The organism is Pantoea sp. SM3 (genome assembly GCF_000963995.1).
Taxonomy (GTDB): Bacteria; Pseudomonadota; Gammaproteobacteria; order Enterobacterales; family Enterobacteriaceae; genus Pantoea; species Pantoea rwandensis_B.
Genome location: NZ_JZRD01000012.1, coordinates 89470 through 107307, shown reverse-complemented (window position 1 = coordinate 107307; position 17838 = coordinate 89470). Strand labels below are relative to the sequence as shown.

Here is a 17838-nt window from a genome sequence, read left to right as displayed (position 1 = left end):
AAAAAACCCGACACAGAGTCGGGCGGTATAATCAGCACCTTCAATACGGAACCAGCATTGTTCCTAATTTCAGGATAGAGTTAAAAAGACAAACCCCCTAATGGATAGTCCCGATGAACAATACGCTACCGAAGCCGCAATTATAGGCAGCATCGTCAGGAAACTAGTGGCGACAACCGGACATGTGAATAACAGAGCCATCATTCTGGCTCTGGTAAATGAGCTTGAGAGTAATAATAATCCGATCCACCAGGATGTCCTGCGAAACTGCCTTCAGATTGTCGTGGGCCACACGCCAGATGAGAATAATTAGATGTGCTGCCGATGTTTAGTCTAAGTCGGGGGCAAGACAGCACACCCTTCAAGCAGATTGTGTCAGGATGCCCGTAGCCAGCACTGACAGTTGACACCCCGTTAAATCCTACGCCAGCAGGAAAGGGAATGTGTTCAATAAGAAAACTAAATGGATGCAGCACGATAGCCATAATATTTTTGCCACCCCACCACTCTTAAAGTTGGAATCCAGAAACCATGATGAAATTTTAAATAAAATAAGAATATCGTTTATTAAAGATGCTATCTCATAAGGAAATTTACGATTTTTTTAATTTTATTGATGGTAAACGGTCGCCATACTTGCGACCATTTACACCATTTCTTTCAGGTTAGTTGCTTAAAAAAATCAGGCCGCATTCAGGATCCGCAACGCTTCACGATTAAATGCAGGTAAATCATCGGGCGTGCGACTGGTGACCAGTTTATCGTCATCAACAACGACTTCTTTATCATAAAAGTCAGCTCCTGCATTACGCAGATCAATAGCGATTGCCTTAACGCAAGTCATCTTGCGGCCCCGCACGCCATTCGCGCTAATCAGCAGTTGCGGGCCATGACAAATGGCAAACACGGGTTTACCACTGGCAACAAACTCTTTAGTAAAGTTAACGAACCGGTCGTCGCCACGAAGTGAATCGGGGGAATGTCCGCCAGGCAACAGAAGCGCATCAAACTCAGCGGCATTGACGTGATCAATGTCCCTGTCGATAGTGACTTCCGCTTTGCCCTGTTTTCCTTTCACAGTTTTGCCTGCCTGCATCTCAATGGTAATGACTTCATGGCCCGCTTTTTCATAAGCTTGCGCGGGTGACGTGAACTCAGAATCTTCAAAGTCATCAGTAATCAAAACGGCTATTTTCTTACTCATTGCTCTCTCCTTTATGGAAACAAACGCACTGCGTTTGTGGCCTGGATACCCCGTAAATTCTGGACCTGATATATAAAAAAACAAGCCTAACGGCGACTGGCTTGTGTTAAAGGATGATATTTAGCGCAATTTGGAGACACCTAAAAATGCATAGGTGTCAGGAGAGCCGTTTCGATTCTATTTAACGGAATTGAAGGGGTTTAACTAAATATTAGAAATCAATTTATTAATGTAAAAAGGTATTTTTCCAACTTTAATCTTTTAATCACGGCTCCTGCAATGCACATTGAAAAATAGCATATCTGAACCAGGCTTAACTCTCTAATCATAGGAGGCCGTTCATGCCGTATAAATCACGCGATTCTCTGCCAGACAGCGTCAGGCATGTCCTTCCTGCACATGCTCAGGACATTTACTTTGAGGCTTTCAACAGTGCATGGGATGAGTACAAAGAGAAAAAAGACCGCAAGGATGACAGCTCCCGTGAGGAAGTATCACATAAAGTGGCCTGGGCTGCAGTCAAGCATAAGTACGAAAAAGGGAGTGACGGAAGATGGCATAAAAAAAATTCCGGTCCGTAGACCCACTTGGTGGCTCTCACCTTTGTTAGCGTTCAGGTTCATCAAGTCAGGATAAGGGTACATAGCAGTTTGGCTGGGGCTACTGACAGAATCTGTCACAGCCGCCTCGTACTATGCAGCCGTAAACCCACAAGGAGAAAAAACCATGTTTACTGCTGATATGACCATCCTTTATGTACCGAATGTCGTCAAAAGCGCTGACTTTTATGCATCGCTGTTTGATATCAAGCCGATAAACGTCACGCCCACTTTTGCGATGTTTGTTTTTGAGAACGGATTCAAGCTGGGTTTGTGGTCGAAATACACCGTTCAACCGCCGGTGAATACGCAACAGTTTTCGGCCAACGGTGAAATCACTTTTAAAGTGCAGCACAAAGCTGACGTCGATTTCCTCTACAACGAATGGGGCGCGTTCCGTGAGATCACCATTGTACAGTCACCGACCGAGATGGATTTTGGCTATACCTTCACGGCTATCGACCCTGATGGGCATCGTCTGCGCGTGATGTGGCTGCAGTTAGAAGATTAATATTCCGAGGCGGCCCGTTGGCCGCCCATGGGTCATGCTAACTTTGCGGTGGGATAAACGCCTGCACCGGCGTCAGTTCTCCAGCGTATTTACGCACCTGCACCACCGTTATTTGCCCACTGCAACCCTGTGTCAGCGATGAGGTGCCAATATCCAGCGTCAGCACATTCGGGTTGCCGTGGCGGCATAACGGCCGCAGCGCGGTGGGATCGACCGGATCGTACCAGGCACCCGTTGGCAACTGCACCACGCCCGGCATCACCGTATCGGTCACGCGCGCGCTGGCAAGTACGTGCCCACGCTGGTTATAAAGCTCAATAATCTCACCGTCTTGAATCCCCAGAGATGCCGCGTCATCCAGATTCAGGCTGCACACCTCACGCCCATCGCGTTTACCACTCAGGCTGTAATCGCCGAAATCAAGCTGGCTGTGCAAGCGCGTCGCAGGCTGATTGGCAATGAGCCAGAACGGATGGTCGGTATCTGGCTTTTGCTGCGGCTCTCGCCACACCGGATGTCCGGGACAGTTTTCATAATCGAAACTGGCGATCGTCGCCGAGTAGATTTCAATTTTTCCGCTCGGAGTGGGCAGTGGTGCCGCATCCGGATCGGCGCGGAAAGCATTCATCATCCGTCCACCGTCTTTAAGCTGCGGCAATTCCAGCACGCCCTGCTGCCAGAATTGTTCAAAGTCGGGGATGTCGACCTGATGTGTTGCCAGCTTTTGCTGCAATTGCGCGTAATGGTGTTTCAGCCAGCCACGCGTATCGCGACCTTCAGTAAACGCCTCTTCACGTCCCAGCCTGCGCGCCAGCTCGGCAAAAATGGTGTAATCATCTTTGGCTTCGCCGTGCGGTTGCGCGACCGGTTGCATAGCAAACAGATGGCGATCGGTTGGCGCACCGCCGATATCTTCTCGCTCCAGCGTCATGGTCGCGGGCAACACGATATCGGCATGGCGTGCACTGGCCGTCCAGGCAATCTCATGCACAATCAGTGTATCCAATTGGCAAAATGCCTGTCGCAACCGTGCCAGATCCTGATGATGGTGGAACGGATTGCCGCCCGCCCAGTAAGCCAGACGAATATGCGGATAGGTCAGGCGGCGGCCATTGTAGTCGAATGGTTTGCCGGGATTGAGCAACATGTCCGAAATTCGCGCCACCGGGATCAGACGATCGATGCCATTTTTGCCCTGCGGTAAAGCCGGGAAACTCACCAGGTTGTGATGCTTACCGTAATGACCCAACGCGCCCAACGCATAGGTGTAACCGCCGCCCGGTAAACCCGGTTGGCCCAGCGCCGCAGCCAGTACCAGCCCAAGCCACACCGGTTGTTCACCGTGCTCCGAACGTTGCAGTGCGTGCGCAACGGTGACCAGCACACGCTTACCGGGTAAGTGACGGGCAAAATCAGCGATAAACGCTGCGTTGACGCCGCAGATCTCTGCCGCCCAAGCGGCATCGCGTCGCGTGCCATCCTCTTCACCACGGAGATAAGCGACCATTTCCGGCCACCCCACGGTATAGCGACTGAGGAAGGCTTCATCCGTCAGTTTTTCATCAATCAATACCGAGAGCACACCGAGAATAAAAGCAGCATCGGTGCCCGGACGTAAGGCCAGCCACTCTCCTTTGGCTTCCTCCGGTAGATCGCTTTTCAGCGGGCTAACCGAGATAAAACGCGTGCCGCGCTGTGCCGCCTGCTGCATAAAGCCACGTTCGGTGTGCTCGCTTAATCCACCGCTTGCCACCTGAGAGTTTTTCAGTGCCAGGCCGCCGAAGGCGATGACGATTTCACTGTGCTGAGCAATCTCTTCCCAGCTCACGCCGCGTCGCGCAATCTCATTCATGTCGCCGACGATGTGTGGCAGCAGTACCGAAGCAGAGCCCGAACTGTAACTGTTCACTGAACGTACGTAACCGCCCAGTGTGGTATTGAGAAAACGGTGCACCTGGCTCTGTGCGTGATGAAAACGGCCAGCGCTCGACCAGCCGTAAGAACCGCCAAAAATCCCTTCCGGGCCGTAAGTGTCGCCCACGCGCTTCAGTTCACGCGCCACTAATTCGTAAGCCTGCTCCCAGCTCACGGCCACATATTCGTCATTACCCCGGCGCTGATCGGGGCCGGGGCCATCTTCCAGCCAGCCACGACGCACCATCGGGCGAGAGACGCGTGCCGGATGATTTAAAGCGGTGCGGAAATTTTGCAGCAGCGGGCTGGGGTCGGGATCGCCTTTAAAAGGTTCGATGGTAAGCTGATCGCCAGATTGCTGGGCATGAAATGCACCCCAGTGGGCGCTATGCATGACTGGTTTTTGCGTCATCACTGTTCCTGGCTGTCAAAAATGAAAAACGGTGCTTAAAGCACCGTTGCAATAAAGTTTCTTACGCGCCCGTTTTCCGGGTCGTCGAGGACTTGCTGAGTGGGTCCAGCCGCCACGATTTTGCCGTCTTCCATAAAGACAATGTTGTCGGCAACCTCGCGTGCGAAACCAATCTCGTGCGTCACAATCACCATGGTGATGCCGGAGTGCGCCAGTTGCTTAATCACCTGCAACACTTCGCCCACCAGTTCCGGGTCAAGCGCCGATGTCGGCTCATCAAACAGCATCACTCCCGGGTCCATCGCCAGCGCGCGGGCGATCGCTACGCGCTGTTGCTGTCCACCAGATAGATTCTGCGGCCACTCCTCTTCGCGCCCTGCCAGCCCCACCTGCTTGAGCAGTGACAGCGCTTTGCTGGTCGCCTGTTGGCGGTTCTGCTTTTTCACGCGCATCGGCGCATCCACGATGTTCTGCAAAACAGTGCGATGCGGGAACAGATTGAACTGCTGGAACACCATGCCAATTTGCGCACGCTGACGCGCAATCTCACCGCTGCTTAACTCATGCAGCGCCTGGCCTTTCTGCTTGTAGCCAATGATTTCGCCACCAATACGAATGGTGCCGCCATCCAGCTTTTCCAAATGGTTGATGCAGCGCAGCAAGGTGGACTTCCCCGAACCGGAAGGCCCAAGAATGACCGTGACAGAACCGGCGGGAATATCCAGATTCACTTCGTCGAGAATCGTGACCCCGGAGAAGCGTTTAGTGACTTTACGTAAGGCGATCGCTTCAGCCATTGCTTACGCTCCTTTCAGGTTTTTGCGCGCTAAAGCCCGGCAAGGATTTAAACAGGCTGCGTTTTTCACGACGCGTAACGCCACGACCAAAATAACGTTCAACGTAGAACTGACCAATCGACAGTACTGAGGTCATCAGCAGATACCACAGCGTTGCCACCAGTAGCAGCGGGATCACTTCATAGGTACGCTGATAGATGATCTGCGCGGAGAACAGTACGTCTTGCAGCGAAATCACCGACACGACGGCAGTGGTTTTCAACTGACCGATAATTTCGTTGCCGGCAGGTGGCATGATGGCGCGCATCGCCTGCGGCAACACGGTGTGACGGAAAATCTGCGCGGGGCGATAACCCAGCGCACGTGCGGCTTCCAGTTGTCCGTTACCCACGCTTTGGATACCGGCACGCACAATTTCTGCGGCATAAGCGGACTGATGCATCACCAGCGCGATCACTGCCGCACTGAATGGACTCACCAGGGCATTAGACTGGGTACTCCACAGCTCGCCTAATCCCGGAATAGAGAGTGAAATCGTCGGATAGAGCGCGGCAATGTTGTACCACAGGAAAAGCTGCACCAGCATTGGCACGCCCCGGAAGAACCAGGTGTAGAACCAACTCACGCCCACCAACACGGGGTTGGATGAGAGGCGCATCAGCGCCAGCACCGTACCAAAAGCAAAGCCCAGCACCACCGAAATCGCCGTCAGTTGCAGCGTCATTAATACGCCCTGCAGGATCGATTCACCGGTGAAGTTTTCCGCAATCACGCCCCATTCGAAGCGTGGATTGTTAATCATCGAGTGCGCCATTGCCACGACGCACAACAGCACCACCAGCGCACTCAGCCAGCGTCCGTAGTAACGTTTGCCGACAATTCGCAGATCGTCGGTGTGGTCACGTACATCACTCATTGAAAGATTTCCTGATTACGTTTGGATTCTTTGACAGCGCCAAATCCGATGCCCCAGTTGTCGAGGATCTTCTGGTAGCTACCATCTTTGATCAGCGAGTTAAGCGCCGCTTGCACCGCAGGCTCCAGCGCAGAATCTTTCGGGAAGGCCACAGAAACTGGCGCGTCATGCACAGTGATTTCGCCGCTCAGGGTGATGGGTTTAATCACCTTCGCCTGCCACAGCAGACCTTCGTACGGGCCGAGGAACATCGGTACGCGACCACTGACGACAGCCTGAACACCGGCTGGACGATCCGGGAATACGGATACTTTGATCGGTTTCTTACCCGCGGCTTCACAAGCTTTGCTGGCTTCTTCCAGACGTGTTACCTGCGTGGTACCTGAACCTGCGCCGACTTCCAGTCCGCACACGGCGTCCAGGGTTTTGAACGGTGCTACATTGGCATCTTTGCGCGAGATGATGCCCAACAGGCTGGCATCGTAATAGCTCACGAAATCGATAATTTTGGCGCGGGTCGCGGTGGCATTGATGTTCGAGAGCGCGACATCGTAGCGACCGGTTTTCAGGCCGGGAATGATGTTGTCGAAACCGCCAGTGTCACGCCACTGGACCTGGATCCCTAAGCGTTCGCCCACGGCGTTCATCACGTCAATTTCACGGCCGGCAAGGGTTTTATTGTCTTCTTTATAGAAGGTGGTCGGCGGTGTGTTTGGGTTGGTTCCTGCCACGATGTAGCCGCGCTTAACCACATCCGCCGGCAGCAGGCTTTTCAGCGCAGGATCGGCCTGAACATGGATTGAACTGTCAGTCGGCACGGATTGATCGGCGGCAAACGCGGTGTGCGCACTCAATGCAAGTGCAAGCAAGGTGATACCTTTGGCGAGTTTCACTGGAACCTTCTCCTGATATATATAAATGTTTCCCTGTTGGGAAAAGGCGTTGAGGTAGCGATGTATTTTTCTTCTTCCTCACCACTCGGTGGAAAGAAATTGTCATCCTCTGAACGTCCCGCAGCCATTCTCAGTAAGATGTGCAGCGATCACAAATGCGAAAAACGGATATCTATTGCCAGAATTCGGGAATAGAAGGTGACGCCCGTGGTTACGGGGATGGCCGCGCCAATGATGGCGCGGTGTCAGGTAAGGTATTCAGATTTAGTCAGGTATTCAACGGCCTGCTTTTGCAGCGGCTATCGACCATTTTCTTCTTAACAAGACATTATCGTTCTAAGTGTTTACGAATAGCTTCAAACTCTTTAGTCGCGTAGCGTGGAACGGTATCGGGTAGATTCTGCTCGGCGGCCTGCCAATATTGCCACGGCACTTTCTTGTCACCCAATTCGTAATCCATGCCATCCCAACTGTCTTCCCGGAAGCTGTAGAACGCCCAATGCGCCTGCTGCTGATCCAGCACCTTCAACACATCCTCCAGATATTGTGTGCACCCTGGTAAAGTGCGGACACAACCGAACTCCCCGACCACCATTTGATGGCGGGCCACACCGTGCGATTTCGCCCACTCAAACGGTAGCGCTAAATATTCTGCTACGCGTTGTGCATCCCACTGTTGCTGCGATCCCGCAAACGGCACTTTGCCCGGATAAGGCCAGGGCGTTTTCCGTTTGGCGTTTGGTGCACTGGTGGCGGAATATGGCTCATACATGTGCACGCTATATAACACACGTTTATCTTCGAGCGGCTGTGGCCAATACGTGAAGGCATCGGCGGCGGCGTACCAGCCACTGTCGACCATCACCGGCGTCTGCAGATCAACTTCGCGAATCGCCGCAATCACGGTTCGGTAAAACCCCGGTAAATCGCGCGCGGTGCCCTTCTGTTGCAGATACCAGCTTTTCATGGTCGCGGCTGGCGCATGTTCGTCCAGACCACCCATTTTCTCCGGCGCGGGTTCATTAATGATGTTGTATGCCGCCACTGCAGGGTGGTCTTTCAATGCAGCCGCAAGGTCGCGCCAATAACGGGCACTTTGCTGCCAGAAAGCCTTATCTTGCCACAGCCGGTCGTCAAACTCTCCGCCATTATTTTGTGACCAGCGCATGCCGGGTAAGGAAAGCGGCGTAATCACCACTTTCAACCCTGCTGCCTCAGCGTTATCCAGCACATTTCTTAAGGTTGCGACATCTTCCGCCACTAATTCCTGGTAGCGATCCGCACTGCCCAGCAGGAAATCACGTTGTCTGGTCGGCCATTTATCCCACGAGAGCCGCACCCAAGAGGCACCATAAGTGTGGAGAGCGTTGAAATAAGCGGTATTGGGTGGAATGCGATTAAAGCTGTTGCCGCCATGTTGAGGTTGCAGCCAGAAATCCATCTTATCGGCGGCTCTGGCAACAGGAATAGTGAACAAAATCAGCAGCAGGAATGTAAAGGTTTGTATGATCTGGCGCACACTTTCTCCTTGATTGATGAGAGTCCTGAGCACCCTTTTTGGTGCAGTCTCGAAGCTAAACGGATCTCCATGTAATTACTGTGCGTTATCACTGATTTTAGTCTGCTGATTTACAAGGAATTGATGACAGTTTGATGAACGCTTTTTCTGCGCAAAGTTTTTAAGCGCAAACTTCACTCCGGCTTTACGTTTCTTCACGCTTCCCCCGCATTTAACACCAATCATGGAGAAATAAAGGAGACGTACCTTTATCGCATATACAATGATAAGCATTCTCATTATCATGCGCATTTGCTTACATATGTTAATACTTCAGGGAGAAGATTTAAGTGAATGTAACTTTGTATGTCAGGAAGCGCCCGCTTGCACTGATGGTGGCAGCCCTGCTCACTTCACCGGCTTATGCCGCAGAACCCACGGAAAAACTGGCCGACGATGAATCGATGATCGTTACTGCGGAACAGGGTTTGAAGCAGCAACCTGGCGTTTCCACCATTACTGCTGAAGACATCAAGAAAAGCCCGCCGATTAACGACCTCTCCGACATCATCCGCAAAATGCCCGGCGTCAATCTGACCGGCAACGGCGCCAGCGGCAGCCGTGGCAATAACCGCCAGATTGATATTCGCGGCATGGGCCCGGAAAACACCTTAATTATGATCGATGGCGTGCCGGTGAGTTCACGTAACTCAGTGCGTTACAGCTGGCGTGGCGAGCGTGACTCGCGCGGTGATACCAACTGGGTGCCAGCGGAGATGGTCGAACGTATTGAAGTGATTCGCGGCCCAGCCGCCGCGCGTTACGGTTCCGGTGCGGCTGGCGGTGTGGTGAACATCATCACTAAGCGTCCGACCAATGACTGGCATGGATCGCTGTCACTGTTCACCAATCAGCCTGAAAACAGCAAAGAGGGTGACACGCGTCGCGCCAACTTTAACCTGAGTGGCCCACTGGCTGGCGATGCGTTAACCATGCGTCTGTATGGCAATATCAACCGCACCGATGCGGACGCTTATGATATCAATACCGCTCAAAACGGCTCTTATGCTGCGGGACGGGAAGGGGTACGTAATAAAGATATTAACGGTGTACTGTCATGGAAAATCACCCCTACTCAGATCGTTGATTTCTCTTACGGCTATAGCCGTCAGGGCAATATCTATGCGGGCGACACGCAGAACAGCAATGGAAATAGCAGTGCAGGTGGTTTAGTTGAATCTCTGTACGGCAGTGAAACAAACCGCTTATATCGTCAGAGCTATGGCGTCACTCATAACGGTATCTGGGATTGGGGCACATCCAAACTTAATTTCAACTACGAGAAGACCAATAACACTCGCTTGAAAGAAGGCACTGCCGGAAGCGTTGAAGGGATGATCAACAGTGATGTTTATTCGACCAGTCGTCTGGAAAGTTATCGTGCTGGCGGAGAAATAAACTTCCCACTGGAATTATTGGTGGACCAAACCGTGACGTTGGGAGCGGAATGGAACCGCGATGAGCTTAATGACCCTGCGTCAATGCAATCTGCAAGTACAAACCTTTACTTGCCAGGTAGTTCAGGCGATCCGTCTCAGCGCAGCAGTACTAACTCCGCCACGATAAGTTCAATTTATTTTGAAGATAATATTGCCGCCACTGACAGCACTGAAATTATTCCGGGTTTACGCTTTGATTATCATGATGCTTTTGGCGCTAACTGGAGTCCAAGCCTGAATATTTCGCAAGGATTGGGCGACTATTTTACGCTCAAAGCGGGTATTGCGAGGGCATTCAAGGCGCCTAACTTATATCAATCAACTCCTGGCTACCTGCTATCAACACGTGGCAATGGCTGCCCAATTGGCCTATCCCAATGTTATTTATTAGGGAATGACAATCTCGATCCTGAAGTGAGCGTCAATAAAGAAGTGGGACTAGAGTTTAACCACGCGGGTTATGTCGCGGGTATCACCTACTTCCGTAACGATTACAAAAACAAAATTGTATCCGGTACTGATGTTGTCTACACCAATGGTACTTACAACGTGCTTCAGTGGGAGAATGGAGGCAAAGCCATTGTAGAGGGGCTGGAAGGGAACCTGACTATTCCATTGATTGCGGACACACTCGAGTGGCGGTCTAATGCGACTTACATGTTCCGTTCAGAAAGTAAGAAGACCGGAAATCCTCTATCGGTCATTCCTGAATTTACTATCAACTCACAATTAGAGTGGCAAGCAACTGATAGCCTTAGCGCCAATATCAACTGGACGCAGTATGGCCGCCAAAAACCGCGCCAAAATGCAGAAACAGTTATTGAGGGAAGACCTGGAGGTCTTTCACAACGTGAAATCAAGCCATATTCCATCGTCGGCTTGAACCTCAATTACGACATCACTAAAAATTTGCGTGCTAATGCGGGTATTAACAACCTGTTTGATAAGCGCATTTATCGTGAAGATGAAGGTGCTTCAACTTACAACGAACCGGGCCGCGCCTATTACGCTGGCGTCACCCTGTCGTTCTGAGTCCTGATGGGTGGCCTTCTAAGGGCCACCTCTATTGACTTGCATTCCTATCTCCCTGTTAACCCATCAATTTCCATCCAAAATCACATCAATATTTTTTTGACGTTTAGCCTGAAAATTTTGATGGTTTTACGTCAAATAAGCGCTCGCCGCTGCGCATCGCATCCGCTAATTTCATCGCTATCTCCTCTACAGGATCAAAGCAAATGATAAAAGATGCGTTTTACCGCACAGGTCACCCCGCACCTCAATTCGGCGTCAGCCCTCTCTCCTGGGTCAATGAAGTTCTGCAATACCTCGGCGCAGGTACCTCGGCTGAACACTGTTTGAAGGAAGCGAAACAGGCCGGATTTCAGGGCGTCGAGCTGAGTCGCATATTCCCGCGCGAACCGGGCGCATTGAAGCAGCTGTTGGCACAACATCAACTGCAACTGGTATCGGGCTGGCATGACGGATTTCTTACCGAACGCAGCGTTGAGCAGGAACTGGATGCGGTGCACAACCATGCCGCCCTGCTGCAGGAAAATGGTGCCAACGTTATGGTGTATGGCGAATGCGGCTGGATGGCTGACAACGCGCTGGATGTGCCACTAAGCACCCGACGTTTGTTGCCGGAAAGTCAGGTCGCCGACTATGCCGATCGCCTTTCCCACTTTGCCGAAGCCCTGTTTGATCGATATGGTTTACGCCTCGCCTATCACCACCATCTCATGATGGTGGCCGAAACGCTGCCGGAAATTCGTGCGCTGTTTAGTGCCTGTTCGCCCGCCGTTGGCCTGTTACTGGATACCGGCCACGCCACCGCTGCCGGATTCTCCTATACGCAACTCATTGATGAATTCGCCGACCGCATTTGCCACATCCATCTGAAGGATGTGCGGCTGGATCGCCTGCAACAGGTGCGGGCTACCGGTATGACCTTCAACGAAGCGGTGCTTGCGGGGATGTTTACCGTGCCGGGCGACGGCGGCATTGACTATCGCCCGCTGGCAGAGTTTATCGCTCGCAGCGGCTATCAGGGTTGGATGGTGGTGGAAGCCGAGCAGGATCCGGCGAAAGCGCCCCCGTTAGAGACCGTTACCCGCGCACAACGTTTTGTTGCCCAACATATTTTACCTGCAAATGCTTAAGGAGCCGCTGATGGCTGGAAAAACACTGAATGTCGGTCTGATCGGTTCAGGCTTTATGGGCCAGGCGCACGCTGATGCATGGCGTCGTGCAGGCTTACTGTATCGCAACCTGGCGCTGCAGCCGGTTTTGCATACGCTGGCGGATGTGACACCTGCGCTGGCCGAGGAAGCAGCACGACGTTACGGCTTCCAGCACAGCACGGCGGACTGGCAGTCGCTGGTCAACCATCCTGAAATCGATATTGTTGATATCACCACGCCTAACAGCATGCATTTTGACATGGCACTCGCCGCCATTCGCGCCGGCAAACATGTCTACTGTGAAAAGCCCCTCACCGTTTCGTTGCAGGAGGCACAAATCCTGACGCAAGAAGCTGAGCGCGCTGGCGTGAAAACCATCATGGCGTTCAATAACATCAAAACCCCAGCGGCGCAGTTGGCGAAGCAGATGATCGACCGCGGTGACATTGGTACACCGACCCGCTTCCGTGGCTGGTTCGATCAGGGGTTCTTCAACGATCCCGAACTGCCATGGAGCTGGCGTTGCTCGCGCGAACAGGCCGGTTCTGGCTCGCTCGGTGACTTAGGCTCACACGTGGTGAGTGTGGCGCAATATTTGATGGGTCCGATCAAGAGCGTGGTGGGTCAGGAGCAGCTTTTCATTGAAACGCGCCCTGCGGCGGGCGGTGGCTCAGGCTATGGCGCACAAGCGGATAAGCAGGCGGCGCGTTTAAAAGTGGAAAACGACGATCAATTTCAGGCGCTGGTCACGTTCGAGAATCGCGCCGGTGGCGTGATTGAATCTTCACGCATTTCCGCAGGTAAAGTGTTTGGCATTGCCTGGGAAATCTCGGGCACTGAAGGCACCATCATCATGGACGGAGAGCGTTTTAACGAGCTGAAGATTGCACGTTATGGTGATGCCAGGCACGATCGTGGTTTCAAAACTATTTATGCCGGTTCTCAGGTCGAGCAATTTGGTGGCTTCTTTGGCTTCGATTTCGCAGGCGGTGGCCTGGGATATTTCGATGTGAAAGTCATCGAAATCTACGACCTGATTAAAGGCCTCAGCAGCGAAGCCGGTTGTTTCCCGGACTTCCGCTTTGGCCTGGAGAATCAGCAAATCATTGAAGCGATGGTGCGCTCCTCGGCCAGTGGTCAACGTGTGGAGATCGCCAGTCTGCGCAACTAACTTAAAAACTCGCGCAGTGCTTCAGCCAGCGCCTGCGGTTGCTCGTCCGGGATGAAGTGACCGCAGTGCGTGATTTTGATGCCTGAAACCTCAGCCGCAAACTCCTGAAGCGGAATCGCCATATCGGGGATCGAGCCCTGATCGGCGCTCACCGCCAGTAACGGCACCCTTAGCTTGCCGTTATCACGTAACAACGCACGGTTTTGTTCGGCTGAGACGCTCACTTCGCGATAGGCCGCCATACCTGCGCGTAATGCCCCGTTTTGTTGCAGCAAGCGCGTATATTCCGCCATATCCTCCTTATCAAAAACCATTGGGCTGACGGCTTTGCGTTTCAGGAACCACTCCAGATAGATCTCTTCGCGCCCGGCAATTAAGGCTTCCGGCAGATCCGGCAGCAGATGGAAACCAAAATGCCAGGTTTTCCAGGCCTTATCAGGCGTGGCGGGCAGCGCATCGGGTAAGGTGACGCCCGGGATACCTGCATCCAGCAGTGCCAGTTTCTTAATCTGTTTGGCATAGCGCAGGGCAAACGGCCAGGCCACCCATGCGCCAACATCATGTGCCGCAAGATAGTAGTGCTGGATGTTCAGTTGCCGCAGCAGGCCCTGTACTTTTTCCGCCAGAGAGGTGGTGTCATAGCCGCTATAAGGCTTGTCAGAGTCCCCCTGACCGGGGAGATCGGGCGCGATAATGGCGTAACGATCACCAAGCAGAGCCATCACCTTGCGCCACGCAAACCAGCTTTGCGGGAACCCGGCTAACAGCACCAGGGTTTCACCTTGTGGGTTGCCGCCGCTGACGTAGTGGATGCGAACACCGTCTACCGTGGCGTAATGATGGGAAAACCCAGGCAGGTTGGCGACGGGTTGTGACCAGCGCGATGTTATTTTTAATTCTGAGTCCTTCATCGGTGACTCCTAAAATGGAAATGATTACTTCCTAATTGGTTAAAATTTTAGTCGGATAGGTCTAAAACATCATCGTTCCTGGACTGGCATGGTTGGCCGCGTTCTCGTGTCGAGATTTGAGTTTGCGGTAAGGGAAAAACCATTTAGGAAATGATCGATTCCCAAATGGTACAGGATGGGGTTAAGGATTGGCAAGGGTGCTAATGAGATCCCAAATTAGGGCGCAATACGATACTGAATAAAATCCGTCTTCGCCGCGACCTGATCGTACAGCGCTCTTGCGCGGTAATTATTCTCACGCGTCATCCAATACACTTTCGAGCAGTTCAACGCCTCAGCGGCAGCATTCACCGCTGCGATTAACGCGCGACCCGTGCCTTGTTTACGCCCGTCAGGGCTGACGAACAGATCCTGCAGGTAACAATAGTCACCCATGGTCCAGGTGCTGCGATGGCAGATAAAATGCACTAGCCCGGTCAATTTGCCCTGCTCTTCCGCCACCAGGCAATGCATCGGCTCGCCCTCCGCAACCAATCGTTGAAATGTCGTATTGGTGACTTCTTCCGTGACCTCACTGACATAGAAGTCGAGATAGCCTAACCACAGCGATTTCCACTGTGCGTAATCATCTGCCGTGAGTTTTCTAATCTTCAGTTCCATTTCTTTCTCTCCATTGTTGGCGCGTGATGTTGAACATTAAACTGGCGGGTGGATCCTGCGGATTAAACACCCTTTCGAGGAAAGTCATCCCGACCTTTTCCAGTACGCGGCGCGATGCAGTGTGATTCTCGCGCACCAAGCCGACGATTTCTCTCAGCTTTAGGTCTTCAAAACCGTGGCGGATGGCACGATGCGCGAGTTCTGTAGCATAGCCTTTTCCCCAGGCATCCGGTTCAAAACGGTAACCCAGGTTGTTAGTTCTGCGCCCGTTGTATTCGCTGACAAATACGCCACCGAAACCAATCACATGCTGAGGATCGCTTTTCTCCATAATGGCCCAATCATCGAATCCATGAATGGCGCGATCTTTGATTCTGCGTAATAACACTTCTCGCGCATGATCAAGGTTTGGATAAGGCCCGCGCGGGTTAAATTGATGTGTTCGCGCATCGCCATAGATGCGAAAAAGCGCCTGCAAATCCGTGCGCTCAACCGGTCGATACAGCAGCCTTTCAGACTCCCAATGCATTCATTCCCTCGCCGTTTTTTTGTGATGCAGCGAAGTAACATAGCACCGCGACATCGCTTTGAGTGTTAAGAATTTTTGCTATGATGTCAGCCCATCTTTCTAATGATTAAATCTGAACCATGCGAACATCGGACTCGTTGCGACTTTTACTGCTGGCGGCTATCTGGGGAGCCAGTTTTCTTTTTATGCGTATTGCCGTTCCCGCGCTGGGTGCGGTGAATACGGCTTTTTTGCGCGTGTTATGTGGCGCATTAGGTTTAATCATCGTGATGGCGGTGCTACGCATTCCGCGCTGCTTCGAAGGCAAATTTGGCTGGGCGATGTTGCTGGGTGTGATTAACTCTGGATTACCTTTCCTGATGTATTGCCTCGCCGCTCGCGTGCTGCCCGCAGGTTATTCCGCGATACTCAACGCCACCGCGCCGTTGATGGGCGTCGTGATAGGCGCCGCATTCTTCAATGAACAACTGACCGTAAGTAAAGTGCTGAGCATGGTGGCCGGTTTTGTCGGCATTATGTTGATTAGTACCACTGGTGAAGGGGTGCTCTCACACGCGCTGGTGCTCGGCATCGCGGCTTGTCTGGTCGCCACCACCTGCTACGGTTTTGCCGGCTTTCTCGCTAAGCGCTGGATTGAATCGCGCGGCGGGCTTGATGCCACCAAAGTCGCGTTCGGCAGCCAGTTGGGTGCCTCTCTGTTCCTGCTGCCTTTCTTTGCCTTCAGCGCCCCGCAAACGCCTGCGGCGAACTGGCACATTCCTGAAGTCTGGGCCTGCATCCTGGCCGTCGGCTTTATTTGCACCGCGCTAGCTTACATCATCTACTTCCGCTTACTGGCCGATATTGGCCCCCTGCGCACCCTCACCGTCACCTTCCTGATTCCGCCTTTTGGTATCCTGTGGGGCTGGTTAGTGCTGGACGAACAGATCAATCAGGGCTTTGTCGGCGGTGCATTGCTGATTGTGCTGGCAGTGTGGCTTGTCACGCGCAGCGGAATGGTCAAAGCCGCCACGCCGAGTACCTCTGACAAATAATCACGCTATTTTTTGCCGGTGGGCTTCAGTGAGCGATTGAGATCCTGAATGCGTTTCATGGTTTTTACCGTGCGCGATGACGTTGCTGAAGCCACCGACAAAATCAACATCTCCAGACACACCAGCACGGTGCCATGCAATGGCATACGACCATTCTCCCCACCGCGCGGCACATTGATAATCACATCCGCTTCTTTGGCAAAGGCAGAATCTAAGGCATTGGTCAGCAAAATCACCGGCATCCCCAGTCGCTTCGCCTCTTTCAGGGTGGTCAGCCCTTCTTTATGAGCAGATTTTTGCGCCATCATGATCAGCACATCACCACGCTGTAAGGTGATCAACTGTTCGGCGAGGGCAATGCCCGAACGATTGAGCGTGACGGCAGGAATGCCAATACGCGTGAACAAACGGGCGCTGTAATCCGCCAGAATTCCTGAAGCATTAATGCCAAACAGCGCAACCTGTCGCGCGTCGATCAGCATCGCGACAGCCTGCGCGACCGCTTGCCGGTTGTGGGGTTCCGAGAGGGCATCGCAGGCGCGTTTATGGCCGCCCAACACGAAATCGATGCCCGAATTGATGTCACACGACAGCTCGCTGACGGTGGCGCTCATCTTCTCTTCTGAATTCATCGCCGGGCCAAACCAGGCTTTCAGCGTGGTTTTCAAATCACGCAAACCAGCAAATCCCAATGCCTGGACGGCACGCACCACGGTGGCATCTGAGGTGTGAGTCGCATCCGCTATTTCCATTGCGGTGGCATCTAATATTGCCTCACGATTATCGTGGATATATCGCGCGACGGATTGAAGGCTGGACGATAATGACGGGGCGCGTGCGCGATAGCGTTCACCTAATACATCAACCCGATTTTTAATTTTATTTACGGCCATCTTTTTACCTGTTTGTCATCAGGGCGTGATTCCGTCCCCCATTTAGGCACTGCATTGTAGTGAAATTTCCTGTTTAATCCAGCTCTCTGATAGTTAACGCGCCTTTAGGCTGGGTCGTTACACCACAACACGACATCAGATTATATGACTGTTTTTAATGTATTTATTACAGATAAGCTTAAAAAGAAAATGGCGATCATGGACTGCATTCATG

17 protein-coding genes are annotated in these 17838 nt (G+C 52.5%); 7 read left to right on the top strand and 10 right to left on the bottom strand.

Translation table 11 applies throughout. The features are described from left to right. The first annotated feature begins 100 nt into the window (after positions 1-100). Positions 101-313: a biofilm development regulator YmgB/AriR family protein gene (locus tag VI01_RS25905; protein WP_045814606.1), complete on the top strand. Its 213-nt coding sequence runs from the start codon at positions 101-103 to the stop codon at positions 311-313. A gap of 369 nt (positions 314-682) precedes the next feature. Here the strand turns inward: VI01_RS25905 and VI01_RS07345 are convergent, their stop codons facing one another. Then, positions 683-1204 carry a type 1 glutamine amidotransferase domain-containing protein gene (locus tag VI01_RS07345; protein WP_045814605.1) on the bottom strand — a complete coding sequence of 174 codons (522 nt, stop codon included), beginning with the start codon at positions 1202-1204 and terminating at the stop codon, positions 683-685. A 341-nt stretch (positions 1205-1545) separates the two neighbouring features. Here VI01_RS07345 and chaB point away from each other — a divergent pair, with 341 nt between their 5' ends. After that, positions 1546-1785, top strand: coding sequence for a putative cation transport regulator ChaB (gene chaB, locus VI01_RS07340; protein WP_045814604.1), 240 nt, complete (start codon positions 1546-1548; stop codon positions 1783-1785). Positions 1786-1930: 145 nt separating this feature from the next. Next, positions 1931-2314 carry a VOC family protein gene (locus tag VI01_RS07335; RefSeq protein WP_045814603.1) on the top strand — a complete coding sequence of 128 codons (384 nt, stop codon included), beginning with the start codon at positions 1931-1933 and terminating at the stop codon, positions 2312-2314. A 37-nt stretch (positions 2315-2351) separates the two neighbouring features. Here VI01_RS07335 and VI01_RS07330 read toward each other — a convergent pair whose 3' ends face one another. From VI01_RS07330 to VI01_RS07310, 5 genes are all read right to left on the bottom strand, one after another. Beyond that, positions 2352-4640 carry a molybdopterin-dependent oxidoreductase gene (locus VI01_RS07330; RefSeq protein ID WP_045814602.1) on the bottom strand — a complete coding sequence of 763 codons (2289 nt, stop codon included), beginning with the start codon at positions 4638-4640 and terminating at the stop codon, positions 2352-2354. Positions 4641-4675: 35 nt separating this feature from the next. Beyond that, positions 4676-5437, bottom strand: coding sequence for an amino acid ABC transporter ATP-binding protein (locus VI01_RS07325; RefSeq protein ID WP_045814601.1), 762 nt, complete (start codon positions 5435-5437; stop codon positions 4676-4678). Beyond that, positions 5430-6353: an amino acid ABC transporter permease gene (locus VI01_RS07320; RefSeq protein ID WP_045814600.1), complete on the bottom strand. Its 924-nt coding sequence runs from the start codon at positions 6351-6353 to the stop codon at positions 5430-5432. Before VI01_RS07320 ends, VI01_RS07325 begins: the two co-directional genes overlap by 8 nt. After that, positions 6350-7246, bottom strand: a complete 897-nt coding sequence (locus tag VI01_RS07315) for an ABC transporter substrate-binding protein (RefSeq protein ID WP_045814599.1) — start codon at positions 7244-7246, stop codon at positions 6350-6352. The genes VI01_RS07320 and VI01_RS07315 overlap by 4 nt, the downstream gene beginning before the upstream one ends. Positions 7247-7574: 328 nt before the next feature. Continuing rightward, positions 7575-8765, bottom strand: coding sequence for a glycoside hydrolase family 5 protein (locus VI01_RS07310; protein ID WP_045814598.1), 1191 nt, complete (start codon positions 8763-8765; stop codon positions 7575-7577). 371 nt (positions 8766-9136) lie between these two features. On the opposite strand from VI01_RS07310, the gene VI01_RS07300 reads away from it, so the two are divergent. The 3 genes from VI01_RS07300 (at position 9137) to VI01_RS07290 (ending at position 13597) form a co-directional block, all read left to right on the top strand. Then, positions 9137-11275, top strand: coding sequence for a TonB-dependent siderophore receptor (locus VI01_RS07300; RefSeq protein WP_197079574.1), 2139 nt, complete (start codon positions 9137-9139; stop codon positions 11273-11275). Between the two features lie 206 nt (positions 11276-11481). Further along, positions 11482-12405 (top strand): myo-inosose-2 dehydratase, encoded by a 924-nt coding sequence (iolE, locus tag VI01_RS07295; protein ID WP_045814595.1) that lies wholly within the window; start codon positions 11482-11484, stop codon positions 12403-12405. Positions 12406-12415: 10 nt separating this feature from the next. Continuing rightward, positions 12416-13597, top strand: a complete 1182-nt coding sequence (locus VI01_RS07290) for a Gfo/Idh/MocA family protein (RefSeq protein ID WP_045814594.1) — start codon at positions 12416-12418, stop codon at positions 13595-13597. Here the strand turns inward: VI01_RS07290 and VI01_RS07285 are convergent. The 3 genes from VI01_RS07285 to VI01_RS07275 form a co-directional block, all read right to left on the bottom strand. After that, the gene (locus tag VI01_RS07285) at positions 13594-14508 is read right to left on the bottom strand and encodes an alpha/beta fold hydrolase (protein WP_045814593.1); all 915 of its coding nucleotides are present in this window, start codon (positions 14506-14508) and stop codon (positions 13594-13596) included. The two genes, VI01_RS07290 and VI01_RS07285, sit on opposite strands and share 4 nt — an antisense overlap. A gap of 216 nt (positions 14509-14724) precedes the next feature. Then, positions 14725-15168, bottom strand: coding sequence for a GNAT family N-acetyltransferase (locus tag VI01_RS07280; protein WP_231638477.1), 444 nt, complete (start codon positions 15166-15168; stop codon positions 14725-14727). After that, a complete protein-coding gene (locus tag VI01_RS07275; protein ID WP_045814592.1) occupies positions 15152-15697 on the bottom strand; it encodes a GNAT family N-acetyltransferase in 546 nt (181 codons plus the stop codon). Before VI01_RS07275 ends, VI01_RS07280 begins: the two co-directional genes overlap by 17 nt. Positions 15698-15816: 119 nt before the next feature. Here VI01_RS07275 and VI01_RS07270 point away from each other — a divergent pair, with 119 nt between their 5' ends. Next, positions 15817-16731: a DMT family transporter gene (locus tag VI01_RS07270; protein ID WP_045814591.1), complete on the top strand. Its 915-nt coding sequence runs from the start codon at positions 15817-15819 to the stop codon at positions 16729-16731. Positions 16732-16736: 5 nt separating this feature from the next. Here VI01_RS07270 and VI01_RS07265 read toward each other — a convergent pair whose 3' ends face one another. After that, entirely contained in the window at positions 16737-17624 is an 888-nt protein-coding gene (locus VI01_RS07265) for a MurR/RpiR family transcriptional regulator (RefSeq protein ID WP_045814590.1), read from the bottom strand. Positions 17625-17838 lie beyond the last annotated feature (214 nt).